The sequence below is a fragment of the Nitrospirota bacterium genome, from assembly GCA_030684575.1.
GTDB lineage: Bacteria > Nitrospirota > Nitrospiria > Nitrospirales > Nitrospiraceae > Palsa-1315.
In genome coordinates this window covers 635239-660594 of record JAUXVD010000008.1, presented here as the reverse complement: position 1 = coordinate 660594, position 25356 = coordinate 635239, and the positions used below count along the sequence as shown (strand labels likewise).

The 25356-nt window shown below is 57.5% G+C and carries 25 protein-coding genes and 1 pseudogene; 14 read left to right on the top strand and 12 right to left on the bottom strand.

Annotated features, from left to right (window positions below):
* Positions 1-109: 109 nt before the first annotated feature.
* The 4 genes from Q8N00_06310 to Q8N00_06295 are packed head-to-tail and all read left to right on the top strand — an operon-like array spanning position 110 to position 4265.
* A complete protein-coding gene (locus Q8N00_06310; GenBank protein MDP2382399.1) occupies positions 110-2089 on the top strand; it encodes a penicillin-binding protein activator in 1980 nt (659 codons plus the stop codon).
* A gap of 14 nt (positions 2090-2103) precedes the next feature.
* On the top strand, positions 2104-2847 hold the full coding sequence (locus Q8N00_06305) for a site-2 protease family protein (GenBank protein MDP2382398.1): 744 nt from the start codon (positions 2104-2106) through the stop codon (positions 2845-2847).
* Positions 2844-3842, top strand: coding sequence for a tryptophan--tRNA ligase (gene trpS / locus Q8N00_06300; protein MDP2382397.1), 999 nt, complete (start codon positions 2844-2846; stop codon positions 3840-3842). The genes Q8N00_06305 and trpS overlap by 4 nt, the downstream gene beginning before the upstream one ends.
* Before the next feature lie 3 nt (positions 3843-3845).
* On the top strand, positions 3846-4265 hold the full coding sequence (locus Q8N00_06295) for a PEGA domain-containing protein (GenBank protein ID MDP2382396.1): 420 nt from the start codon (positions 3846-3848) through the stop codon (positions 4263-4265).
* 9 nt (positions 4266-4274) lie between these two features.
* Here Q8N00_06295 and Q8N00_06290 read toward each other — a convergent pair whose 3' ends face one another.
* Positions 4275-4922: a class I SAM-dependent methyltransferase gene (locus tag Q8N00_06290; protein MDP2382395.1), complete on the bottom strand. Its 648-nt coding sequence runs from the start codon at positions 4920-4922 to the stop codon at positions 4275-4277.
* A gap of 22 nt (positions 4923-4944) precedes the next feature.
* Here Q8N00_06290 and Q8N00_06285 point away from each other — a divergent pair, with 22 nt between their 5' ends.
* On the top strand, positions 4945-5241 hold the full coding sequence (locus tag Q8N00_06285; GenBank protein ID MDP2382394.1) for a hypothetical protein: 297 nt from the start codon (positions 4945-4947) through the stop codon (positions 5239-5241).
* Between the two features lie 188 nt (positions 5242-5429).
* On the opposite strand, the gene Q8N00_06280 is transcribed toward Q8N00_06285, so the two are convergent.
* Together Q8N00_06280 and Q8N00_06275 are read right to left on the bottom strand one after the other, a co-directional pair.
* Complete coding sequence (locus Q8N00_06280; GenBank protein MDP2382393.1) at positions 5430-6071, bottom strand: MBL fold metallo-hydrolase; 642 nt, start codon at positions 6069-6071, stop codon at positions 5430-5432.
* A 25-nt stretch (positions 6072-6096) separates the two neighbouring features.
* Positions 6097-6771, bottom strand: coding sequence for a hypothetical protein (locus tag Q8N00_06275; GenBank protein ID MDP2382392.1), 675 nt, complete (start codon positions 6769-6771; stop codon positions 6097-6099).
* Positions 6772-6843: 72 nt separating this feature from the next.
* On the opposite strand from Q8N00_06275, the gene Q8N00_06270 reads away from it, so the two are divergent.
* From Q8N00_06270 to Q8N00_06230, 9 genes are all read left to right on the top strand, one after another.
* Positions 6844-7614, top strand: coding sequence for a hypothetical protein (locus Q8N00_06270; protein MDP2382391.1), 771 nt, complete (start codon positions 6844-6846; stop codon positions 7612-7614).
* Positions 7614-8513, top strand: a complete 900-nt coding sequence (locus Q8N00_06265; protein MDP2382390.1) for a formylglycine-generating enzyme family protein — start codon at positions 7614-7616, stop codon at positions 8511-8513. The genes Q8N00_06270 and Q8N00_06265 overlap by 1 nt, the downstream gene beginning before the upstream one ends.
* Positions 8514-8576: 63 nt before the next feature.
* Positions 8577-10139: an AAA family ATPase gene (locus Q8N00_06260; protein MDP2382389.1), complete on the top strand. Its 1563-nt coding sequence runs from the start codon at positions 8577-8579 to the stop codon at positions 10137-10139.
* A 5-nt stretch (positions 10140-10144) separates the two neighbouring features.
* On the top strand, positions 10145-10813 hold the full coding sequence (locus Q8N00_06255; protein MDP2382388.1) for a hypothetical protein: 669 nt from the start codon (positions 10145-10147) through the stop codon (positions 10811-10813).
* A 161-nt stretch (positions 10814-10974) separates the two neighbouring features.
* A complete protein-coding gene (locus Q8N00_06250; protein MDP2382387.1) occupies positions 10975-11139 on the top strand; it encodes a hypothetical protein in 165 nt (54 codons plus the stop codon).
* Between the two features lie 113 nt (positions 11140-11252).
* Positions 11253-11630, top strand: a complete 378-nt coding sequence (locus tag Q8N00_06245; GenBank protein ID MDP2382386.1) for a hypothetical protein — start codon at positions 11253-11255, stop codon at positions 11628-11630.
* 243 nt (positions 11631-11873) lie between these two features.
* Positions 11874-12224 carry a hypothetical protein gene (locus tag Q8N00_06240; protein MDP2382385.1) on the top strand — a complete coding sequence of 117 codons (351 nt, stop codon included), beginning with the start codon at positions 11874-11876 and terminating at the stop codon, positions 12222-12224.
* Positions 12225-12352: 128 nt separating this feature from the next.
* Entirely contained in the window at positions 12353-12985 is a 633-nt protein-coding gene (locus tag Q8N00_06235) for a hypothetical protein (protein ID MDP2382384.1), read from the top strand.
* 139 nt (positions 12986-13124) lie between these two features.
* Positions 13125-13493 (top strand): PilZ domain-containing protein, encoded by a 369-nt coding sequence (locus Q8N00_06230; GenBank protein ID MDP2382383.1) that lies wholly within the window; start codon positions 13125-13127, stop codon positions 13491-13493.
* A gap of 419 nt (positions 13494-13912) precedes the next feature.
* On the opposite strand, the gene Q8N00_06225 is transcribed toward Q8N00_06230, so the two are convergent.
* The 9 genes and pseudogenes from Q8N00_06225 to gltB all read right to left on the bottom strand — a co-directional run bounded on the left by Q8N00_06225 (position 13913) and on the right by gltB (position 25275).
* On the bottom strand, positions 13913-14209 hold the full coding sequence (locus Q8N00_06225; GenBank protein MDP2382382.1) for a signal peptidase: 297 nt from the start codon (positions 14207-14209) through the stop codon (positions 13913-13915).
* Between the two features lie 472 nt (positions 14210-14681).
* The gene (locus tag Q8N00_06220) at positions 14682-15119 is read right to left on the bottom strand and encodes a DUF5069 domain-containing protein (GenBank protein ID MDP2382381.1); all 438 of its coding nucleotides are present in this window, start codon (positions 15117-15119) and stop codon (positions 14682-14684) included.
* Positions 15116-15319, bottom strand: coding sequence for a type II toxin-antitoxin system VapB family antitoxin (locus tag Q8N00_06215; protein MDP2382380.1), 204 nt, complete (start codon positions 15317-15319; stop codon positions 15116-15118). The genes Q8N00_06220 and Q8N00_06215 overlap by 4 nt, the downstream gene beginning before the upstream one ends.
* A 633-nt stretch (positions 15320-15952) precedes the next feature.
* Entirely contained in the window at positions 15953-16225 is a 273-nt protein-coding gene (locus Q8N00_06210) for a hypothetical protein (GenBank protein MDP2382379.1), read from the bottom strand.
* A gap of 73 nt (positions 16226-16298) precedes the next feature.
* Positions 16299-16442, bottom strand: a pseudogene (locus tag Q8N00_06205) (integron integrase).
* A 551-nt stretch (positions 16443-16993) separates the two neighbouring features.
* A complete protein-coding gene (locus Q8N00_06200) occupies positions 16994-17923 on the bottom strand; it encodes a hypothetical protein (protein ID MDP2382378.1) in 930 nt (309 codons plus the stop codon).
* Positions 17924-18237: 314 nt separating this feature from the next.
* Entirely contained in the window at positions 18238-18999 is a 762-nt protein-coding gene (locus tag Q8N00_06195; protein ID MDP2382377.1) for an FRG domain-containing protein, read from the bottom strand.
* A 222-nt stretch (positions 19000-19221) separates the two neighbouring features.
* Positions 19222-20655, bottom strand: coding sequence for a glutamate synthase subunit beta (locus tag Q8N00_06190; GenBank protein MDP2382376.1), 1434 nt, complete (start codon positions 20653-20655; stop codon positions 19222-19224).
* A gap of 102 nt (positions 20656-20757) precedes the next feature.
* Positions 20758-25275, bottom strand: a complete 4518-nt coding sequence (gene gltB / locus Q8N00_06185; GenBank protein MDP2382375.1) for a glutamate synthase large subunit — start codon at positions 25273-25275, stop codon at positions 20758-20760.
* Positions 25276-25356 lie beyond the last annotated feature (81 nt).

Genomic DNA, 25356 nt, shown 5'->3' with positions numbered 1-25356 from the left:
TCACGCGCATGAACACAACGAGCCATAGAGGACTTACCTTGACACCCCCACAAGGTTTCCGATAGTAGTCACCTGTGTGCTACAAGTCCGTTACCCCCTCTAGGAGCCCATGGCCCGCCCGTTGATCGCGACGCCCCCACAGCGCATCTCGCCCCTCTTGGCATGCCGGTGTCCGGCGCTCGCCCTTGCCTGCGTCCTACTCTGGCCAATAGGGTTCGCATTTAGCCCTGCGGTCCATGCCCAAACGGGAACACCGGCCACAGCGAGCCATCCGACCCTGACCCAAGCGAAACGCCTGATCGATACAGAACGGGCGGAGGAAGCCATCACCCTCCTTCGTCGTTTCCTGACGACCGCTCCGAAACCCGACCTGCTCGACGATACCTATCTCCTGCTCGGCGCAGCCCTCTATGGGTCGCAACAGTATGGTGAGGCCCTCAAATACTTGCAGCAACTACAGACGGAGTTTCCTGAGTCCGAGGTCTCAGACCGCGGCAAGATCCTGCAGGCCCGCACCCATGCGGCAATGGGCAACCTCGACCTGGCGCTCCCCATTCTGACCAGTCTCCGCACCCTCTCAAAAGATGACGTCACCAGACGCGAAGCCCTGCGCCTGAGTGGAGATTTCTACGCGCAAAAAAAAGACACCATCCATGCCATCCAGGCCTGGCTCGATGAAATGGCGTTGGGCACCGAGGACCAAGCGGAAGACGCGAGGACGCGTATCCGCGAGTTCGTCAACGAAACAACGGACCGCAAGCCTCTCGAACGAATCCGGGAAACCTTCCCTCGCAGCTTTCCCGGCGATCTCGCCTCGCTCCGCCTCATCGAGGTCTATATCGGCCGAGGCGAAGAACACCAGGCCGTCCGGCAAATCCAGCAATTTCTTTCCAGCTTCCCGACACACCCGCAGGCGGCCGGCACCTCAGAGCTGCTCACGACGCTCCAAGCCAAACTCATGGCCCATCAGTTCTTCATCGCCTCGGTGTTGCCGCTCTCGGGAAAACTCGCTCCCTTTGCCACCGAAACTCTCAACGGCATTCAGCTGGCCATGGAAGCGCATAAAGACAAGGCCGGCGTCCCTTCGATCGGTCTCATCGTCAAGGATTCTGAATCCGATCGCGCGTCATTTCTAGACGATTTTTCCGGACTCCTGAGCAACAATCGCCTCCTCGCCGTCATCGGCCCGCTCTTGTCCAAACATTTACCAGTCATGGCTGAACTGGCCGGACGAGCCCATACCCCGCTGATCACGCCGACAGCGACCGTCCCCAACGTCAGGCGGCTCGGCTCCTATGTCTTCAGCACCTCGCTCACGTATCAGCTCCAAGCCAAACGCATCGCGGCCTATGCCATCGGGGAACAAGGCTTCCGGCGATTCTGCATCCTGCATCCCGATACGGCCTACGGCCGCGAATTGGCCAGACTGTTCGCCCAAGAGGTACGCCAGCATGAAGGGGAGGTAATCGCCATCGAATCCTACAAAGAGGGCGAGGCCGACGTGAGTGCGCAGCTCAAGCGCATGAAAGCCGAAGATCTCAAACGGTATGGTTTGTCCGTGCCGGTGGATCAGACCAAGCTGACCGGAAAACTGACCAAGATGGACAGGAGGATTCTCTACACGCCAGGCTTCGATGCGGTCTTTATTCCTGGCCGTGCAGCCGACGCCGGGCTTATCGCGGCCCAGATCAACTTCCACGACATGAAAGTGCCCTTCCTCGGCACCAATGGATGGAACTCGCCGGACTTCGCCCGCACGGCCGATTCATCGATCGACGGTGCCGTGTTCGTCGACGGCTTCTTTGTGGATAGCCCCAACGCCGGGGTGCAGGATTTTGTCGAACGATACAAGAAACGATTTCAAACCAGCCCGACCCTCTTCGCCGCACAGGGCTATGACGCCGCAAAACTCGTGATCGACGCCATCCGAAAAGGCGCAACCTCCGGCGAAGCCGTCCGCGATCAACTGTTGACCCAACCGGACCTCGCGTCCCTCACAGGTCCAGCCGCGTTTGGACCGGACGGGACCTTGAATCGACCGCTCTTCCTCATGCAAGTCAAACGAGGCCGATTTCTTCAGGTAAACTGAGAAAGCCCTATCCGATGAATTCTTTACCGCAAATCCTCCACACGCTTTCGTACATGGGCCTCCCGCTCCTCCTTGCCATGGTCTTGCATGAATATGCCCATGGCTGGGTCGCCTATCGCTGCGGGGATTCAACCGCCAAACTCCAAGGCCGGCTCACGATGAATCCGCTGGCACATATCGACCCATTCGGCACTATCATCCTGCCGCTGATCTGCCTGGCCATACCGGGAGGCTTCTTCCTCGGGTGGGCCAAACCGGTCCCCGTCGACCCTCGCTGCATGCATCAACCACGTCGCGATATGGCACTCGTCGCAGCCGCAGGCCCGGCCATGAATCTCGCGCTGGCCATCGTGAGCGCCCTGCTCTTCGCCATCCTCCTGTCGATCGAGCCCACAGTCGGAGACTACTGGGCCGCGTCGGGAGAGGCCAGTTCGCCGGACACGTGGCGCGGCAAACTGCTACTGCCTATCGCCGTGATGGCAGTCTACTCCGTCTTGATTAACGTGCTCTTGATGCTCTTCAACTTGTTGCCGCTGCCGCCCCTGGATGGCGGAAGGATTCTCACCAGTCTGCTCCCGCCCACGGCAGCGATGGCCCTCATGCGCGCGGAGCCCTATGGCATGTTCATCCTGATGGGATTGATCATCTTGGATCCACAAATCCACCTGATCCATACCGTCACCGGCACCTTGACCAATAGTCTGTCCAACACGATTCTCTCCACCGCCGTCGGTCTCGGCACAGGAAATACACCATGACGTCACCCAAGAAACGAGTCCTCAGCGGCATGCAGCCGAGCGGGCTGCTCCATCTCGGCAACTATCTCGGCGCGTTGGAGAACTGGAAAGGCCTTCAGAACGACTACCAATGCTATTTCTTCGTCGCAGACTGGCATGCCCTCTCGTCGAACTATGCCGACACCAGTCGCATCCGTGAATTCGTCCGGGAGTTATTGATCGACTGGCTGGCCGCGGGCATCGATCCTGCGAAAGCGACGGTCTTCGTGCAATCGAGGATTCCGGAACATGCAGTGCTGCATCTTTTACTTTCGATGATGACGCCCGTCTCCTGGCTGGAGCGAAACCCGACCTACAAGGAAAAGCAGGAAGAGATTAAAGATCGCGACATGACCACCTACGGATTTCTCGGCTATCCGGTCCTGCAAGCCGCGGATATCCTCCTCTACAAGCCCGATTTCGTACCGGTAGGGAAAGACCAACTCCCGCATTTGGAACTCACCAGAGAGCTGGCCCGCCGCTTCAACGGCCTCTACAAACCGGTGTTCCCGGAACCCATGGAACAACTGACCAAGTATCCGAAAGTGCTCGGCACGGACGGCCGGAAGATGAGCAAGAGCTACGGCAACACGATCAATCTCTCCGACACCGAACCGGTCGTGCGCCAAAAACTCAAGACGATGGTCACCGATCCCGCTCGTGTCCGGCGCCATGACCCAGGAAACCCGGACCTCTGCCCCGTGTACGATTTTCACAAAATATTTTCATTGCCGATGATTCAGGAGCAGATTAATACGGAATGCCGGACCGCTGCCATCGGCTGCATCGACTGCAAGAAGCTTGTGGCCGATCGAGTCGTGGAACGGATGACGCCGATGTGGGACGCGCGGGCGGTCCTGAGCAAAGATCCCGCATATCTGAACGACATCGTGACCGAGGGCAGCCGCAAGGCCGGCGAAGTCGCCAAAGCAACCCTCCACGACGTGAACGAAGCGATGAACATTTCAATGGGGTGAACGATGCGGCACGGCAAACGGTGGCACGGTGGGCTCGTCCTCTGCGCCCTCATCGGAGGGCTCTCGGGCTGCGGAACCTGGATGCATTCCGACAAGCAGTCCGTCACCATTTTCACCAACCCGCCGGAAACCACCGTCGTTATCGACGACTATCTGCACCTCACCGCGCCAGGCACCGTCACGCTCAGCCGCAAAGGCAACCACCTCGCGCAGGTGAACAAGGAGGGCTATGAACCGACCTCGTTCAAAATCGATCGCACCTGGTCCTGGTGGGTCCTCGGCGACATCTTCGGCTGCTTTATTTTCTTTTCACCCATTTGCATCATGAACGACATCGACCAGGGCGGCTACTATACCTTCGACGACAAGATCTATCTGACGCTTGAACGCCGTGCAGAATCTGCGCCATCCACATCGAAATAGCCGACCGAGCTAGCCTAGTCTCTGCGCAAGGAGATTCAGCCACCGGCCCTTACGCTCGCAGTTCGTCACCACCCGCAATTCAAGAATTTCCCATCCGGCTCGGCGAATCGCACGAGCGAGTTCGTCCTTCTTCCAACGAGCGAAATAGCGACCGGGAACCCATCCATCCGTTACGATGCCGCTCTTCATGCCATAGGTCACCGTCGCGGCCAAGAAGCCGCCTGGACGAACATGCCTGCACAGATCGGTCAGGACCAGCCGTGCAACCGGTTTCGGAAGGTGCATCAGCGAAGCGGCAGCCCAGAGGCCATCGAACGACATGGCTTGAAATGGGAGCTGACGGAGATCGGCCAGGACCAACGGCAACGAAGGATCTCGGCATCGTCCCGCTGCGAGCAACGCCCTGGTACGATCCAACCCCACAACGCGGTACCCACGCTTCCGAAGCTCGCCTGCATCCTGCCCGCCCCCACAACCGAGATCCAGCAATCTCGCACCGACAGGCAGATGCGCCAGCCAATCGGCCAGTAACGGCGGTTGTCGATGCCGTCGTTTGCTCCACCGGGCAAGACAGTCCGTTGCGGACCGTTCATAGGCGGCGATCGTCTGCAAGACCAGTTGCGTTGTGCTATCGTGAGGCGAGCTGCGAAGATCCATTTATATCGCGAGGACACAGACGATGACTGCACTGCTGTTGGCTGTAATGCTCCTGGGAGTGAGTTGGAGCAGCGCATGGGCTGTCGACCCGCCCTGCGACAAATATCCCTCGACCAAGCAGACCACATGTGCAGCGGTCTGGAAAGAGTTGAACCAGGAGGACGGCCCCTCGATCTCACAGTTTGGACTGGCCCAACTGAAGCGGCGCGAGGAAGGCAAAATCAACGCCCAACAACACCTCGCGGAGAACATGACTTTCATCAAACAATCCACCCAGAAACGCCTCGAACGGCTTCGCATCAGGATGGAAAAAGAATAGTTCCTCACAAGTCTCTCGCCTTCGGTGAGCCGCAGATGCGGCCCAAGAAGAAAAGCTCTCCCGTAGAACGCTCAAAAATCCTGTCCAGCGAGGCCGCAGGTGAATCGAAACCGGAGGCGTACCCTCAGTGGCACGTTGAGGATTTCGATGAGCCGAGAACGAAGCTGGCAGGACTTTTCAGCGTTCTACTAAAGACGGAAAAACTGATTCGTCTCTTTTTCCACTCCGATCTCAGTTTCCGGTCCATGCCCCGTCACCACCCTCGTGGTGTCAGCCAGGGTATAGAGCCGTTCTCGAATCGATTGCTCGATGGCATCGAAATTCCCGCCCCAGAGATCAGTCCGCCCGATGCTGCCGCGGAAGAGCGTGTCGCCGGCGACAACCATGTTGTCGTTCGGGAAATGAAAACTCATGGAGCCGGGCGTGTGGCCCGGCGTATGGATGGCGACCGCAGACATCTGGCCGACCAACAGCTTCTCTTCATCCTTGATCCAATAATCCGGCAGCGGAACCGGCACATAGGCCACGCCGAACATCTGACATTGTATTTCAAGATTCTTCCAGAGCTCAAGATCGTCCTGATGCAGGCAGATCGCCGCCCCCGTCGCCTTCTTCATTTCTCCGGATGCGAGAAAATGGTCGAAATGGGCATGGGTGTGGAGAATATGCGTGACCGTTAGACCGAGCTGCTGCACCTCGCGCAAGATTCGTTCATGCGCGCCGCCGGGATCGACGACGATCGCCTGTTTCGTCACCGGATCGCCAATGATGGAGCAATTGCAGCCGAGAGGCGGGACGGAAAATGTTTTTCGGATCATCGGCGGAATCATCGTCGCATGCTCTCGTTCTCGCCCCTCAGGGCGCAAGGTTCGGTTCGCCTTCCGGCTCTTGCTCTTGCTCGTTCTCTTCCTCAATCTGGATGGTCCACGCGACGGCGGTATCGAACAACCTCCAGGTTTGTCCTTGACGGCGGAACCACACGAGAAATCCCGCTCCGGTGCCATCGGGGCGCAGGATTTCGACATACTGCAAGGCCTGATCGTTGCGGACGTTTCGCGCCACGCGAGAAAAGGCCAGGCGCTCCAACCGCGGCAAGGCTTGGACCGATCTGGCATGGGCCACTGTCACGGGACGGGCCAACGACACTTCAGGTTCTTCGATCTGATCCCCCGTGGCAAACCGATAGCCGACCCCAAAGTGAAATCGCCCTTCGAGCCGGCTGGATGCCCGATTGACCGAGATGAAAGCCCGGATCAAATCCGCCGGCAGTTCGCCCTCGAAATACTCCTGCTCCTGAAAGGCGCCGATCGTCGTCGGCTCCTCCTGATCCGGAGAGAGACGAAGCCTCGTCAGGCGCTCGATCACGACCAACTGCGTAGCTGACGTGAGAAACGTGCGCGTCACCACCTGATCGTAGAGCGCGTAGTCTTCAACTGGAATGCGATCCGATTCCGTGACCGCTCCCGACAGACCGAGCAGCACATCCGCGCAGAGCAGCACCATCACGAGCAGGACCAGGCGAGTCATCATGAATCGAGCATACCGTCCTGCAGGACACAGGGTCAATTCATGGATTCCGGCGTGGACAAGTCAGCGTGAAGCGTGGATAATCGGACCCATTCGTTGGAGGATCGTATTGTGCGAAACAAGCCGAAGTTGAACCAGTGGATGGTGTGGATCGGAACGATTGCGCTCTGTGTCGTGACCAGTGGGTGCAAGCCGGACGACTCGCCGTTCAAAGCCGACAATGAGTCGCTCCGCAAGCAACTGGCCAAGCAGGAGTCGGTGGTCACCTCGCTGCAGGACGGCAACAAAGTCATGCAGCAACAGATCGACCTGCTGAACCAGGAGTTACGCGACGCGAAGAAATCGACTGAGAGTGCCAGGGCCGAGGCCAAAGTCGCCGCCGACAATCTGACGGTACAAGTCGCTCAGACCAAAAAACTGAGCGCCGATGTCCAAAAGACCGCCGCCGCGCACATCGCGCAGAATATCCACGTTGAGGAAAAAGGAACCCAGATTGACGACATTCCGCGCCCCTTGAGCGCAGTCGCGAAGATGGCGGAAGAGGCCCTCATCCGCCATGGGTACCACATCAAGGTGAGCATCAAGACCGATCAGAAAGCGGTCTACGTCACGGAGCGGAAAGTCTCCCCTCCGGCCTCGTTGGAAGTCGCGGGCTTCCGGAATCAATATGTCGTGTCGATCCAGACCTTGCCCTCGAATATCACCAGACTCAGCGTCAAGGCCGATTTTGAAAAGCTCGCTCAGGGTGGACGCATCCTCAGCGTGAGCGCGGAAGAGGCGGCAGAAATCGAGCGGAGCCTCATCGGGGAAATCAACAAGGCTTTAGCCGCCGCCAACAAGACCTGATGCGCTGCTCTCGTCCAGGGCTCGTAGCTGCATTCGCCCTCCTCCTCATCGCGGGACAGCAGCAGGCCGAAGGAGCCGGAGCAAAGTCGTCACCGGAACTGGCTCGCCATTTGGCCGGAATCGCGGCTCTGGCCAAGCCGTCACCGGTGATCACCATTCCCGCCGGTCACTTCTTGCTCGGCAGCAAACGAGTCGACGACGATCCCTATGGACATTGGACGCAGTTCGACGATACGGAACTGCCTCAACATCGAGTCTGGCTGGATGCCTACGCGATCGATCGCGATGAAGTGAGCCTCGGCGAATATCTCGTGTTTCTCCACCAGCGAAAACTCCATCCCTCGAACGAGCTGCAAAAGCTCATCTGGCACGTCATCACGATTCACTCCGTGACAGACGAGACCCTCAGCCGGTGGCCGGCGCTCTATGTCACCTGGACTGAGGCCAAAGAATTGTGCGCCGCAACGGGCAAACGGCTCCCGACGGAGGCGGAATGGGAGAAAGCGGCGCGAGGACAGGACGGCGGCCTCTTCCCCTGGGGCCAAGCCGACCCCGACCAAACCCGCGCCATGTTCGACCAGCACCACGTCCATGAAATCCCTATTCTCGCAGCCGTGGATTCGAACGAAGTAGGGAAAAGCCCCTTTGGACTCCATCATATGGCGGGGAACGTCGCCGAATGGACGCAGGACTGGTTCGGATTCGATTACTACGCCTATATGCCGGAACGTAATCCACCAGGCCCGACCAGCGGCCGGTACAAGAGCCTGCGCGGCGGGTCATGGAGAAGCAATGCGATCATGCTCCGCACCGCCACACGCAGCGGGGCACCCATGGATCAACGTTCCCCGACTATCGGGTTCCGTTGTGCGCAATCGCCGGCCGCCACGACGCCATAACGCAACGCAGCAAAGCGCCCTTTCCTTGGTGCAGCGCGAGCCGCGTGCTAGCATTCCTCTCCTATGGCTCTCTCAACCAGCGTCCACGATCTCCGCACCCTGATCCGCTCGTCCCACCCCCTGATCGTCATCGAGACGGTGGAGGAAGAGCGAGTCCTCACCTTGCTGCAATCCGTGGCCGCGCAGGAACGCATGCCGCTCTTCGAGTGGTCCGTCACCAGAGGGCTCACCCGCACCGACGACGGTCCCGGTCTGAGCAAGATGACCGCCACCCCGCTGGCCCTGCTGCAGCACCTCAATGGACTGACCGTGGAAGGAGTCTTCTGGCTCAAGGACCTGGTTCCGCACTTACAGGATGCCGCTGTGGCGCGGCAGTTACGGGAAGTCAGTCATCACTTCGGCCGGTCGCGTGCCACCTGCGTGCTGACGGGCCATCCCATTGCTCTGCCGCTCGATATTGAAAAGATCGCCGTCCGTCTCGACTTGCAACTGCCGGACCGACAGGAATTACTCGCCATGCTCCAGAGCGTCCTGCAATCGCTCAACTCCAGAACCTCGCCCCGTCGCCCCCGGTCAACCACCGTCGTGCAAAGCATGCTCAGCGCCATCAGTGAATCCAAGCAGGCGGACCAGGGGCCATCGGCCGACGAGCGTGACGCCATCCTCCGCGCGTTACAGGGACTGACGCTCCATCAGGCGCGGCAGGTCATCACGCAATGCGTGATCGAAGACGGCACCCTCTCCGCCGGCGACGTGCAAAAGATTCTGAAACGGAAGGTGCAGGCGATTAAAGACGGCGGCCTGCTTGAATACTATCCGCTCGAAGACAACCGGTTCGAACTGGGCGGGTTCGCCAATCTGAAATCCTGGCTGGAACGCGCGAAAGTCGGTTTTACCGCAGAAGCGAAAGCGCTCAACCTCACACCCCCGCGCGGCATCATGCTGGTGGGCGTGCCGGGCTGCGGCAAATCGCTGGCGGCCAAAGCCATTGCGCGGGAATGGCAACTTCCGCTCCTGAAGCTGGACGCGGGCCGGTTGTTCGATAAATTCGTCGGTGAGTCGGAAAAGAACTTCCGCAAGGCGATCGAGATGGCTGAGTCGCTGTCCCCTATCGTCCTCTGGCTCGATGAAATCGAAAAGGCGATGGCCTCAGGGGGCGGAAGCGGCGATGCCGATGCAGGCTTGAGCCGCCGGCTGTTCGGCGCATTCCTCACCTGGCTTCAGGAAAAGAAACAGGAAGTCTTCGTCGTCGCCACCGCCAACAATCTTTCATTGCTTCCCCCCGAACTCCTTCGCAAGGGCCGGTTCGATGAGATCTTCTTCGTGGACCTGCCGGACGACGGCGAACGAGAGGCTATCTGGAATATCCACCTCGGCCTTCGCAAGCAGGATCGCACGAAATTCGATGTGGGGAAAATCGTCAGCGCCAGCGATGGCTTCAGCGGCTCGGAAATCGAACAGGCTGTGGTCGCGGCTCTCTACCGCGCCCTCCATCAAAAAACACCGTTAACCACCGACCTGTTGATTGAAGAACTGACCCATACTGTGCCACTCTCCGTCACTCGACGCGAGGATATCGACCAGCTCAGAACAATGGCGCAAGGCCGGTTCGTCAACGTACGGTGAGACCTATGCGATTCCTCTTCATCCTCACGACTCTCGCGATTGTGACGCTCGTCGGCTGTGCCGGCGTCGCCAGAGATCGCACGCAAGGAATTGCGCAGGACGGTCAGGACTGCTGCCGAACGGTGGACGCGACGCCCCGGCAAACGGCCATCGTCCGCACCGCAACGCAGCTCATCGGCGCCCGCACCATCGACGTGAATGGCCGCCGCATCGCCTACGACTGCGCCGGAGTCACTCGCGCCATTTATCTCAAGCACGGAATCGATCTCTATCAAGGCGGGTCCAGCGCCCGTCACGCCAACGGGGTCCGGATCATCCATGCCCACATACGCCAACAAGGCACGTTCCACCAGGGCCCCCTGGTCCATCCAGGCGACCTCGTATTTTTCGACAACACCTGGGACTTCAACAGAGACGGCAAGGTGAACGACCCGTTGACGCACGTCGGCATCGTCGAACGGCAGGACCAGGACGGCACCGTCGTCTTCATCAGCCGCGTAGCCGGCGCCGTTGAACGGTATCATATGAATCTCGCCCTCCCGCACGTGCACAAAACCGCCGATGGCCGAATCCTCAACGACTATCTTCGCCGCAAGGATGCCGTCGACCCAACCGATACCGACTACCTCGCGGGCGAATTGTTCTCGCAATTCGCCACTCGGATAGCCCCCTAAACGCCAATCCATCGCTCGTATCGCCCCTCACTCCCTAGCCAAATCCGCAACAGGCGCTATACTTCAACTATTGTTGTCTGTTTCATCGCACCTATTCGCTCCATATTCCGGGCAGTTCAACGCCGCGCAATTCACTGTGCGACAGAGTCCAAGGAGGGACGATGGGACAGACAGCAACCTATTGCAGCGACTGTTACAACAAGGTGGGACGGGTACAGGACCCGCAGATCAAAGCGGCGGAGAGCGACGGCAAGGTTCCAATGACGAAAGAAGGTGCCTGCTGTTCGTGCCAGAAAACCACCGTCGTGGTCTACTTCGAGGGATAACCATCCTGGTCCACCCGGAATCTCTCCCGGCACAAGGGGCCTGCTACACTTACACTATGGCAACGGCATCACGATCCAGTCGGGCTCCCCATCCAGATCCTCTGCGCCACACGATGCGAGAGGTGCATCAGAAACTGTTGTCTCTCTATAGCGCGTTGATTGTGGCGGAACGGCTCACCTACGAGCGCATCCATGGCCACGTCGACTCGACGGACGAGCTCATTCGGTTGGTGCTCAAAGACCCCTGGTTTACCTGGCTCTGCCCCCTCCTGGATCTGTTGGTCCGGATCGATCAACTGCTCGAAGATGACGCCTTCGACATCACGAGTGAAAATGTCCAACACCTTGTGTCCGAGGTGCGTACCTTGACCCGCCCCTCGATTGAGGGAGACGGATTCGAGCGTGCCTACTACGAGGCGCTCAACCGAGCTCCCGATGTCGTACTCGCCCACTTCCAGGTCACGCGCGTTCTCTTACCCAAAGCCGCCTAACGTCCTCCCGCGCAAGCCGCTCGCCTCTCGCCAGCTCACGATCTGTTCATGACACTACAGAGTGGAAGTGAATATGCCGATAGGCACATCATGACGGAGAGCGGCCTTCGAAAAAAATATTCGACGGCCACCATTTTTAGAATAACCTGCTAAAATAATTTCATGGCGTCTGTATCGCACAAAACTAGAACCCAGCAATCCTGCCCGCTCCGGACGAAACTCCTCAATGTACGAGGAGGACTCTTGGGGCTCCATAAGGCCCTCATTCTGGCAGAACAAGTCACCTACGAACGCATCAATGGCCGCGTGGCATCCAGCGGCCAACTGCTGCAATTGGTGTTGAACGACCCTTGGTTTACCTGGCTGCACCCCATCTCTCAACTCGTGGTGAGCATCGACGACCTGCTCGACATTGAGTCAGAGCTGTCGCCCGTTGAGGTCGAGCACTTTCTCATAGAAGCCCGAGCCCTCATCCGTCCTTCGGAGGAAGGAGACGGATTCGAGCGGTGTTATTACGAAGCGCTTCAGCGGGAACCGGACGTCATCTTCGCCCACGTCGAAGTCAAAAAGCTGCTGACCAACATCCCCGCGTAAATCCCTTCTGCGTTCGCCTGTCATTATATTTCTCTTCCTCAGCGCCATCGCACGTCAGGCCATGGGCCTTCGGCCTATCCTGTTCACACTTGTGTTATCGTAAAATGCCCTCTTCCTGGAGGCCCTCGATGAATCTCCTGACCTTTCGACTCCTCTGTGGCCTGGCCGGCAGCCTCTGCCTCTTTGCCGGCATGGCTGTGACCCAAAGTCATGCCGGTGACGTCACGGTCGCAGTGATGCAAGGCAAAGTCATTGCGTTGCCGTCCAGCGGGACTGGAATGGAGGAATCGCTCGGGCTGAATGAAACCGTCATCGTCACAGAGGCACGGGGACATACCGCATTCGCCCAGACCTCCAACCGGCTATTGGGATTTTCTTCTGCGCTTCGGCGATGGACAGACGTACCGCTGGACAGCGGGGAACAGGTCGGACGCCATCACGTCTTACCGCGATTAATTCTCGCGCAGAGCGACCGGCGGGTCTATGGATTCCAGGAGGGGCGAGGACATTGGACGGCTGAACCGCTCGGAGTCCGAGAGACCGTGAAACAGCTGCATGGCCGGGGACATGTCGCTGTGGCGATCACATCCGAACGCGCCATGGCCTTTTCGGCTTATACGGGCGGCATCTTCTCCATCCCCTGGTCGACCGACGAACAGGTGTTGTCCGTGGAAGACTCACACGACGCCTGTATGGTCCGGACCTCGACTCGCATGTTGGTATTCCGCTCACAGAGCACCGAATGGATGGAAGTAAAATAGGCCGGAAACGAGCTAAGGGCCATCAGGCCCCTCGTCAGATGCCCCGAAAACTTGAGTCGCGCCCTCCCTCCCTAGCCCGGAAATCAAGTTTTTCTCGCCTCTGCCGATATCCTCTCTAGTACGCAATACGGAGACTTTTATGATGAAACCACGATGTCGCCTTCGAGTGCCGGTCGGTTACCTCGCCAGTATCCAAAGCGATACCGACGCAGGAGAAGGGGTGTTGCTCGACCTCTCGCCCACGGGTTGCAGGCTGCGCAGCGACATCGCGTTAAACGCAGGGGCCTATCTCACATTGCAGATTGCTGTGGCTCAGGAACCATCCCCGCTGGCAGTCGAAGTCTCGGTCGTTCGCTGGTGTAAAGACGGACACTTCGGAGTGGAGTTTCTCCGGTACAGTCACGGAGACCGTGAACGAGTCACCGATCTTGTTGAAACCCTTCCCTCAATAGAAATAGCCGCCCATTCCGATTACGCGATATCGACCTTGAGCGCCGTCAGCTCGTAACGGATGCTGAAAAAATCCGTCAGCGTCGTTCTCGTATCGTTCAGATCCTCAACGTACCCCTGAGGGTACGCCTCCGGTCTTCACTTGCTGCGGCCTTGCTGAACGGACTTTTTGAGCATCCTGCACAATTGCCTCCTATTGTTTCAGACGTGAACATCACTGACCTAGTAGCCTGCATGTATCGTTCTTCCACAACCTGCTAGTCTTTTCTGACATAGAAACCCTTTCGATGGCGGAAGGCCCGCATCTCGTGAAACGCGAAGCACGAGAAAGACGTGATCCGAAGTTCGATGTTCGGAATTGAAGGCCGAAGTCGTTTCCTCGCAATCTCCCTCACCTGCCTAAAAATACGAAGGCGGCCGGCCCTGATGGACCGACCGCCTCGTTTTCAACCTATTCTGCCCGAATGAAGCTATCGCTTAGTGCTTCTCGCCCTTGTCGCCATCTTCGTGCTTGTCCTTGTCGGCGTGCTTCTCTTTGTGCTTTCCACCCTTCTTATGCTCGCCATCTTTCCGGTGCTTTTTGCTCTTGCCATGCTTCTCTTTCTCTCCCTCGCCCTTGGGCGCTTCCATCGCTGGAGCAGGAGCGGCTGCCGGAGCCGAGACTGCAGGCGCCGGAGCTGCCGGAGCTGGAACCGCTTCAGGCGCTTGGGCCAAGGCACCGGTAAAGGCGTACAACACGGCGGCAGCCGTCAACGAAGCTACTGTTCTGGTCATGCGAATCCTCCCTGGGTGTAGTTCAAATAATGGGATGGTAGCCATCCCGTTGGCGCAACTAAAGCAAGGCCGATGCCACGGTTATCCTACAAATCGGTGCGATTTTCTCAATAAACTAGAAGGTCATCCCTGTCACAAAACAAATCCGCACAAAAAATGAGGCAGTCTGGCTGCATTATCCTCCATCCCGCCTCAACGAAAACAGCCGAGTGAGATGACGGTAAGGCAAGGCTTTCACCCCCTCAACGCTAGATGAATCAGCCTGCGAATTTGAGAGCCTACACCTAGGCTGTTCAAAAAGGCCGTTCAGCAAGGCCGCAGCGAGTGAAGACCGGAGGCGTACCCTCAGGGGCGCACGGTGCGACGAATAAGGAGCACCAAGTCTGTGCGCGCCGCCGAGTGGTGAGGCGGCCGGGTCCCCGTTGAGGATCTGAACGATGCGAGAACGATGCTGGCGGACTTTTTCAACAGCCTACAATCGCCCTTCGTCGAGTTCGATTGCATCCACCCATGTTGAGGCAGGAGGGAGCGAGCTGACTGCGACGCCACGCTTCTTGGCAACATCATCCAGCCGAACCTGAAGCCTGGCACGAGTGGCGTCATCTTTTGGACCGGACGAGAGCAGCCCCTGCGACCACTGGGCGATCTCCTCGTGCGAATGCGGCTTGCCGTTCGCCACAACCCAGGCGAGCAATTGCTCATCCGTCCCACCGGCCAATACTTGTTGCTCAAAGGCCTTCGGATCGATCGCCAGAAAATCGACCAGGTACTTATCGAACCCGGCGGTGATGTAGTTGTAGTCCTGAATCTTGCCTGCATGCCGCAGACGAACCTTATCGATCAACCGCCCCAAGTGGGCAATGCCACCGAGCAGGGCTTTGGGACTACGGGGATAGGTTTGAGCACTCATTGAACTCGATCCTCCATTCTTGCGTTTAACACATGTCCTACAAAGTCGATCTTCCCTCGAAGCCGACGAATTCTTCCCTGCCCGTTCACTTTGATAAGCAGACGAAGACCTTCTGCAACAACTGCCCCTTTGGTACTAAGGCCGGTGACTTTCAGAGCCTTCAGCAAGAGAGTCTTATTGATGTCGATGCTGGATCGCATACAAGTTTCCGCCTGTTGCTACACAACAAACCATACACATCAGCGAAAGAAATGTACAGAAACGGTCTGCCGTAAAATGACGAGCGCTGACATGCTGCCGCTGCTCCCCACCTCCCAGAACGACCCTCGCGGGCTTGGCAGAGCGGAAGCCTTCTGGAATTCCTTCGGCTGCGGTCGATGACCGCAGTACCTCAGTCAGTTCCAGCTTTCCCAGCGCGCATGATTCATGAGAGCTCTACTGCAACTGCAGACACGCCGCTACGACAAGCCAGTATGCTCATAGTATACATACTGGCGGGCGGGCTCGCCCCTCCCGACCTCAACGTACTGCTTCGAGTACGCCTCGGCCTCTCGGGGCTCCGCGCGCCCGTCTCGCTCGGCGTCTCCACAGTTTCGTAACGAGCCCCCATGAATCAAGCGCGCTAGCCGCGCCTCGGTGGGTCCCCGTTCTTCCGGTGAGGTCGCGGACAGCATGCCAGCGCTCGGAGCAATCAACGGTTCGTAAATTCTTTTCTTTGCATGAACCTATTCTTTGCCGAGCGCCAGTCTTACGTACACATTTGCGGGTTTAGCGTTGGCGGTAACCGGCCTGCCGGAGGCAGGTTCGGTTGCCCGAAGGGTTAGGCAAATGAATCACTTGCAGCTGAATTGAACTTCAGCACCGGCGAACGAAGAGTAAGGCATATAAGGTTTCGCATCCGAGCTTTGTACTGACATTTGCATTCCTTGCTTCGTACAGAATGCGGCGGCCTCTTTTAAAATTTCTACTTTCGTTGCGTTTCCGTTGTAAGCCCATGCATCCTCTTTTGCATAGACGTAGTTGCCTCCACCGAGATCAACGATGCCTGAATTTGTTGCGCACCCAGACAGTGCCAGTGAGATAAGTGCAGCAATGATAATTCGCATATTTACTCCTCGAAGATTGAGTTGCCTAACAATGTTTAGGCCGGTCCGCATAACACCACCTCCGAAAGGGAGTTCACCATCCATCCAGCGGACTGCGAACGCCCCCTGGATCTCGGTTGAGCACATGCATGGAGATCATCGTCGGCTTGACATCACGATGCCCCAACAACTCCTGAAAGGGTCGAACGTCAGAGCCGCTTTCGAGCAGGTGCGCGGCAGAAACAACTGAGGCTGACACCTTTGCTTTCTCCACGAGAGATACAGAAGCCTGATTACTTTGTTTTCCCTGCTCAACCAGATGCAAAGTCAAGCAACGACCCCACTCTTTGACGATCCCGGACATGATTGAATAGGATGCACCCGAGTTCGATAACTGCACCGCAGCCAAATCGGCCGCCTGAGATGCAAAAAAATGCTGAATATTCCTCTTGTCCTCAGGATTCCAGGATGCTATCGAATCACTACAAGCAGCCACTACCGACAAGAGTGCTAACAATAACCACGCTATCGAGAAGGAGTTAGCGGCATTCGCTCTCATGATTTCATTGTCACTCAAACGCCTCTTTACAGCGTCCGCCTCGAAGCAGTCTCAGAATTGGATGGTTGGATGTTATTTCATTACCAGAGGCCGCGTTGCCGCAGGTCACCGATCAAATGGCAAATCAATGGTTCCTGGAACCTTTTTCTGCTCACTGGAACCTTTTTCTGCTCATAAGCATCGCCGATTCACAAGCGAAGTACAACGGTAACTGGTTCAAAAATAGAAGCTCAAGCACCAGCTTTCGGATGCTGGTAGATTCTGTCGCCAATGAGATCACCAGAGCCCCAACTCCTGAATGCGTTGAGATACTCTGCGAGCGGATGATTAGCAACCGCGTCTCTGCAGTTCAATGGAGTGTATAAAGTGCCTGGGCCTCTAATCTTGAATAGATGGTTCAAGCTATTAGCCAACACATCCGCGGCAAGCACTAGGCCATCGCTCTGAGGTACCGTCCCGATAGACAAACTCTTCACTACAGGCGAAAAGTCAAGCTCTGGCGGCCATTGAACCGAACACGTGACTGAACCACCCACAACTTTTTTCTCAACGGTATCAAAGCCTGTAGGTGTCGACACCCGTGGATCGTTATTTAGCAGATCGCTTGCAACTTCCTTAAAGCGTTTCATGATCGGCGTATCCACATGATCTGTTTGAATTTCGACGTCTACGCCTTCCTGACCACGCTCCACCAAGAACGCGACGAGATGCGAGTAAAGACCAGAAAAAAGCTCTACATGCATGGAGGCGGGTTCTTCACGCGAACTACCTCGCTTGATCCGTGGATCGTTTCCTCCGCGCGCAAGATGGAACTCCTCTGCGCTCCGCTTCAACAATGCAGTCTGAGCCGAGTGATGTGCATGTAATCCCGCAACGTGAATGGCGTACCAGAAGCATGGGAACTTGGTGCGTCTTATCTCTGCAAACAATTCATTTCGTATACGCCCTTGCTGTTCAGTCAAAAGATCAGCGATATGAAGTTTTCCAGAAGTCGGCATGTAGCGTGCTGCAAGCTGGTCAAAGGTGCTCTTCACGGTGGCAATGCATTCCTCTGGAATCATGATTCCAGCGAAGACTCCGACCTCTCCAGGGTAGGTTTCGTCCTGGTTGGCGTAACCTTTTGCACCAGACTCATCACAATAGAGGAACACCTTGGTCATCGCGCTTCCTTGAAGTCTAATCGGGCAACGATCCGGTCAATGGTTCCTGGAACTTTTATCTTCTTCGATCTGTAGAAAATCGACCAGATACTTATCGAACCCGCAGTGATGTAGTTGTAGTCCTGAATCTAGCCTGCATGCCGCAGACGAATCTTGTCGATAAACCGCCCCAAGTGGGCAATGCCACCGAGCAGGGCTTTGGGACTTCGGGGATAAGTTTGTTGCGTCATCATTATAAATACCTCTATGGATAAACAACCTTCAATCCAAGCACGCCATTACAGGTAGAACCTAGAGGACAGTCCCCTCTTCACTCAAACATCGGGTTTTCGGAATTCCAGGGAGCCAACGTGGCGAGCTAGGTTTTCAAGATCAGGGAACAGGTTTGCACCGTTCATCCCCATCCTGTCTAAAGTGTATCTCAATCGACTCTTTGAAGAGGACGGGATTTCCCAATAAACAAGATATTCTTTACTGATCTCAAACTTGTTTAATGGCTGACTACTTCCATGCAACGTAAACATTGACTCCTGCACCAGATGCCTCACGTCGCGTTGCTGAGTAGGAACAGCAATTATTTGCTGCGACTTTTTCGGCATCATGTGGGCAAAAGCGTCCTCGGCTAGTCTCCTAACGCGATCATCGTCAACCGGAATTAGACCATCTATAGAAGCTTGGAATTTATTCAAAAGACTCGGCTGCAACCCCCATAGAGCTCCTGGCTTTTCATCATGTTGAGGGTCTGCAACCGCGAAATAAAGACCTATCAGGGCAGATTTAGTCCAATCCAATAGTCTGGTCGGTACACCGTAGTGCTGCATAAGAAATAGCCATGCAGCCCAATTCTTTTCTGCCGGGCATCGTTCATACCTAGATGGCGCATACTGGAGAAATGTCCATGCGTAGTTATGCTCGTCGACATCTCGTCCCAACCTATAGACGCTTGGGACCAGATCCCACTCCAGCAAAGAGTGACCTCGCCACCAGAAATCTGGTGTACTGCTGAACTTTGACTCCATCAGCAAAATGGCTTTCTCAAGTGAAGCTAGATCAGAAATAATGTTTTGCTCTGCCATAACCGATTCTTCTGATCCTAGGTTAAGAGGGATATGAATATTGCAACATCGAGGAGGCTACTTTGCGTTCGAATTGGCTGTCAACTCATACCCGTAGGCTGAATTAATTTTAAGCCGCTCAAAACGGTCTTCCAACAAGGCCGCAGCGAGCGAAAGCCCGAGGCGTACTGTTTTAAGTACGTTGAGGGTTTAAGAGAAGCGAGAACGCAGTTGAAGGCCGTTTCAGCGGCCTGTTTTGGCAGACTTGCCGGCTTGCAGATACTTGTCCATGCCTGCCGCCATCTTGCGCCCTTCGGCTATCGCCCAGACGATGAGCGAGGCCCCGCGCTTGGTATCGCCGCCGGCAAAGACGCCGTCGAGGTTGGTCATGAAGCCTTCGTCCACCGACACTGCACCGCGTGCGTCGTACTTCACGCCCAGGCTGTCGAGCAGGCCGTTCTTCACCGGGCCGGTGAAGCCCATCGCCAGGAGAATCAAATCCGCATCCATCGTGAAGTCGCTGTCGGGAATCGGCGTGAACTTGCCGTTCTCGAACTTCACGCGATTACCGTGCAGCTTCGTCACCTGGCCATTTTCGCCGGTGAACTTGGTGGTCGAGATGCTCCATTGCCGGTCGCAGCCCTCTTCATGCGCATGCGACGTGCGAAGCTGCATCGGCCAGAGCGGCCAGGGGGTCGAGCCCGCGCGGGTTGGAGGAGGCTCCGGCAGCACTTCAAACTGATGGGCTTCGGCGCAACCCTGCCGATGGGCAGTCCCGAGACAGTCCGAGCCGGTATCGCCGCCGCCAATGATAATGACGCGCTTGCCCTTCGCCGAGATCGGCTCATCCGTAATGGGAAGGCCCGACGTGCGTCTGTTCTGCTGGGTCAAAAACTCCATCGCGAGATGCACACCCTTGAGTTCGCGGCCAGGAATCGGTAACTCGCGGGCCTGCTCTGCACCCATGGTGAGGCCGACGGCGTCGAACTGCTTCCGCAACTGCTCACCCGTGATATCTTTCCCGATGGTCACGCCGGTCTTGAACTCGACCCCCTCGGCCTTCATCTGATCCAGCCGACGGTCGATGACCCACTTTTCCATTTTAAAATCGGGGATGCCGTAGCGCAGCAGGCCGCCGATACGATCGGACTTCTCGAAGAGTGTGACGCGATGGCCGGCGCGCGCGAGCTGCTGCGCCGCGGCCATACCAGCCGGACCTGACCCGACAATCGCCACCGTCTTGCCCGTCTGCACCACGGGAAGAACCGGTTCGACGTAGCCCTCATTGAAGCCACGGTCGATGATGTTCCACTCGAGAATCCTGATCGAGACCGGATCTTCGTTGATGCCGAGCACGCAGGCCCCTTCACAGGGCGCCGGGCAGAGGCGGCCGGTGAACTCGGGGAAATTGTTCGTCGTATGGAGCGCCTTGAGCGCGTCTTTCCAGCGGCCACGATAGACGAGATCGTTCCACTCAGGAATCAGATTCACGACTGGACAGCCGGTCGACCCCTGACAGAAGGGGACGCCGCAATCCATGCAACGCGCGCCTTGCGTCTTGAGCTTCTCCTCGGCGAGCGGCTCGTACATTTCCTTCCACTCGAGCACGCGCAGCTCGACCGGTTTCCGCTTGGGCCCCTCGCGGGCATATTTCATGAAACCTTTTGGATCACCCATTTCTTATCGCTTTCAGCTCTCGGTTATCAGCACTCAGCTTTCGACCAAACCGCAGAGAGTTGATCCTCTCCGCTATCCCTTTACCCCTGTATCCCCGTTCCCTTACTTGATCGAGGCGGCTTTCTTCTTGCGCTCTTCCAAGACTCGCTTGTAATCGACCGGCATCACCTTCTCGAACTTCGGCAGCATCGCTTCCCAGCTATCCAGAATACGCTTCGCGTTCCGGCTGCCGGTATGCATAAAGTGCGACGTGATCATCTCATGCAGCGTCTTCTTGTCTTCCGCCGTCGTGACCTTCTCTAATTCCACCATGCCGAGGTTGCAGCGGGACTGAAACTTGTCGAGTTCGTTCAGCACGAAAGCCACGCCGCCCGACATGCCGGCCGCAAAGTTGCGTCCCGTCCGGCCCAAGACCACGACCACCCCGCCGGTCATATACTCGCAGCCGTGATCGCCGGTCCCTTCGACCACCGCCCTGACGCCGCTGTTCCGCACCGCAAACCGCTCGCCCGCCATGCCGTAACAATAGGCTTCGCCCTGTGTCCCGCCGTAGAGCGAGGTATTGCCGATGAGGATCGTTTCCTCCGGCACATACAGCGCCTGCTTCGGGGGAAAGACAATAATCTTTCCGCCGGAGAGTCCCTTACCCAGATAGTCGTTGGACTCGCCTTCGAGGATGAGCGTGATCCCGCGAGACAGGAACGCGCCGAACGACTGCCCGGCAGACCCCGTGAACTTGATCGTGATGGTATCTTCCGGCAGGCCCTCAAGCCCGTATCGTTTCGCCACGCGGCTGGAGAGCATCGTTCCGACCGTGCGATTCACATTACGAATCGGTAGCTCGAGTGTAACTTTCTCTTTCTTCTCCAGCGCTGGCTTACAGAGCTCGATCAGTTTGTTGTCGAGCACGCCCGCAAGACCGTGATCCTGCTTCTGCACACAGTAGCGTGCAACCTCCGGCCCCACATTGGGAGCCTGCAAGAGAGGGGTCAGATCGAGCCCCTTGGCCTTCCAATGGTCGACGGCCTTGTGGACCTTCAATTTATCGACACGCCCGACCATCTCGTTGATGGTCCGGAAGCCCAGCTTGGCCATGATCTGTCGCAGTTCTTCGGCGATGAAGAAGAAGAAATTGACGATATGTTCAGGCTGCCCGGCAAACTTCTTTCGCAGGGCCGGATCCTGAGTCGCAATGCCGACGGGACAGGTATTGAGGTGGCATTTCCGCATCATGATGCAGCCCTCGACGATCAAGGGCGCGGTGGCAAACCCGAACTCCTCGGCGCCCAACAGGGTAGCGATCGCCACGTCCCGTCCGGTCTTCATTTGCCCGTCGGTCTCCACCCGGATGCGGCCACGGAGATCGTTGAGCACGAGGGTCTGATGCGTTTCGGCCAGGCCCAGTTCCCACGGCACTCCCGCATACTTGATGGACGAGAGCGGCGACGCACCGGTGCCGCCGGAATCGCCGCTGATGAGCACCTTGTCCGCATGGGCCTTGGCGACCCCGGCCGCAATGGTCCCGACGCCCACTTCCGACACAAGCTTCACGGACACCGCTGCGTCCGGATTGGAATTCTTCAAATCGAAAATGAGCTGCGCCAGATCCTCGATGGAATAGATGTCGTGGTGCGGCGGCGGCGAAATGAGCTGCACGCCAGGCGTGGCATAACGGAACTTCGCAATGTTCTCATCGACTTTGTGCCCCGGCAACTGTCCGCCCTCGCCCGGCTTGGCCCCCTGCGCCATCTTGATCTGGAGTTCTTTCGCATTGACCAGATAATGACTCGTCACGCCGAATCGCGCGGACGCCACCTGCTTGATATAGCTGTTCTTCGAATCCCCGTTGGGCATCGGCTTGAATCGCTCGGGATCTTCGCCGCCTTCGCCGGTGTTGCTCTTCGCGCCCAGACGGTTCATCGCAATGGCCAGCGTCTCGTGTGCTTCCTTGCTGATCGAGCCGAAGGACATCGCGCCGGTCGTGAATCGCTTGACGATCTCTTTTGCCGATTCCACTTCCTCGACCGGAATCGGCTCGGGCAGGAACTTGAATTCGAGCAGCCCGCGCAAGTTCGAACGCCGCTTGCTCTCATCGTTCACGAGCTGAGAAAACTCGGCGAAGGTCTTCGGATCGTTGCTCCTCGTCGCATGCTGCAGCTTATAAATCGTGTCAGGATTCCAGTTGTGATGCTCACCCTGGACGCGATAGTGAATTTCCCCGCCGAAATCCAACTGTCGGATCGGCGCCGGTTCATAGGCCAAACGATGCCGCCGCAATGTTTCGTCGCCGACCTCGCGGATGCCGATCCCCTCCACTCGCGAGGGCGTACCGGTGAAGTAGCGGCCAATGAGGTCGTGATTCAATCCGATGGCCTCGAAAATCTGCGCGCCGCAGTAGGATTGCACCGTCGAGATGCCCATCTTCGAGAAGATCTTGAGCAGACCTTTATTAATCGCTTTGATGAACTTGCCTTCCGCGGTCTGCGCATCCAACCCCTCGGGGAAGTAGCCATCGCGCTCCAGGTCCACAATCGATTCGAACAGGAGATAGGGATTCACCGTCCCGGCTCCATAGCCGATCAAACAGGCGAAATGGTGCACATCGCGGGGCTCGCCGGTTTCCACAATGAGGCCGACTTCGGTCCTCGTGCAGTCGCGCACCAGGTGATGGTGGACGGAGGCGATGCCCAGGAGGCTCGGAATCGGCGCCCATTCTTCGTTGACCCCGCGATCGCTCAGAATCAGAAATTTGTAGCCTTCTTTAATCGCCTGGGAGGCCTGTCGGCAGAGCTCGTCGACGGCAGCTCCGAGTCCCTCAGGCCCCTCAGCCACCCTGAACAGCATCTTCAGCGTTTTACTCTTAAAATGCGGATCGGCGATCTCGCGAATCTTCTGGAGCTCGGCGTTGGTCAGAATCGGCTGTTTGACCCGGATGCGGCGGCAGGACTCCGGATTTTCATCCATCAAGTTCGGCTTAGGCCCGATGCTGGTGGTCAGCGACATGACCAGTTCTTCACGGATCGGGTCGATCGGTGGATTCGTGACCTGGGCGAACAGCTGCTTGAAATACTTGAAGAGCAATTGCGGCCGCTCGGAGAGCACCGCCAACGGCGTATCCGTGCCCATCGACGAGGTGGCTTCCTGCCCCTCCACCACCATGGGGGTGATGACCATCTTCAACTCTTCGACCGTGTAGCCGAAGGCCTGCTGACGCTGGCGGATCGTCGGGTGATCCGGCTGCGGCACATTGCTGGGATCGGGCAACTCGTCGAGCGAAATCCGATACTGCGTGACCCAGGACCGGTAGGGCTTGCGGCTGACGATCTCGGCCTTCACTTCCTCGTCATCGATGATGCGCCCCTTCACCGTATCCACCATGAACATCCGGCCCGGCATGAGGCGCCCCTTCTGCCGGATCTTCTGAGGATCCATCGGCAATACACCGGCTTCCGACGCCAAGATCACCAGGCCGTCCGTCGTCACTTGATAGCGGCAGGGACGCAGGCCGTTGCGATCGAGCGTCGCGCCGATGAATTTCCCGTCGGTGAAACAGACTGCCGCCGGACCGTCCCAGGGCTCCTGCATCGCCGCGTGATACTCGTAGAATCCGCGCCGGTCGAGATCCATTTGCGGATTCGCCACCCAGGGTTCGGGAATCAACATCATCATCACGTGCGGGAGAGACCGGCCACCCATGGTCAGGAATTCCACGGCATTGTCCAAACAAGCGGAGTCGCTCTGCTGCTCGGAGACGATCGGGTAGAGCTTGGCCAGATCCTCGCCGAACAATTCAGAGTTGAGCCGGCCTTGCCGAGCGCGCATCCAATTCACGTTGCCCTTGAGCGTATTGATCTCGCCGTTATGGCAAATATAGCGATAGGGATGGGCCAGGGGCCAGGTGGGGAACGTATTCGTGCTGAAGCGGGAATGGACGAGGGCCAGCGCGCTCGTCAGGCGCTCATCCTTCAAGTCCTGGTAATAGTCCGACATCTGCTCGGGAAGCAGCAGGCCCTTGTACACAATGGTGTTCGCCGACAGGCTCGAGATGTAGAAGTAGTCGCGCCCCTGAATCGCCGATTCACGAACGGCCTTTTCTACCCGCTTGCGAATGACATAGAGCTTCCGTTCAAACTGCCCTTCGTTGAGAACATCGCGGGCAATGAAGACCTGCCGCATAAACGGCTCGGTGCTGCGGGCCACGGGGCCGATCGCATCGCTCTTGACCGGCACATCGCGCCACCCGAGGAGCCGGGCTCCCTCCTCGCCGATAATTGTACTGACGAGCGCTTCACATTGTTGCCGCGCATCGACCTGAGGCGGAAGAAACACCATCCCCACGCCATATTCCCCGGCATTGGGTAACGTGACCCCCACATCGCCGGTGACACGCTGGAGAAATTCGTGCGGAACTTGGAGCAGGATCCCTGCGCCATCCCCCGTACAGGGATCGCAGCCTTGCGCCCCCCGATGGCTGAGGTTCACGAGAATCTGCAGCCCCTGCTGCACAATCGTATGGGATTTTTCGCCCTTGATGTTGACGACAAAGCCGACGCCACAGGAGTCCTTCTCCTGTTCAGGGTCGTAGAGGCCTTGCTTCGGTGGAAGCCCGGGGATGCTCATCGTTCGTATCTCGTTAAAAAGGTAGGCGGTTAGAGTCTTAGACGGAGGCTACACCAGAGAGGCAATCGGGATGGATAACCC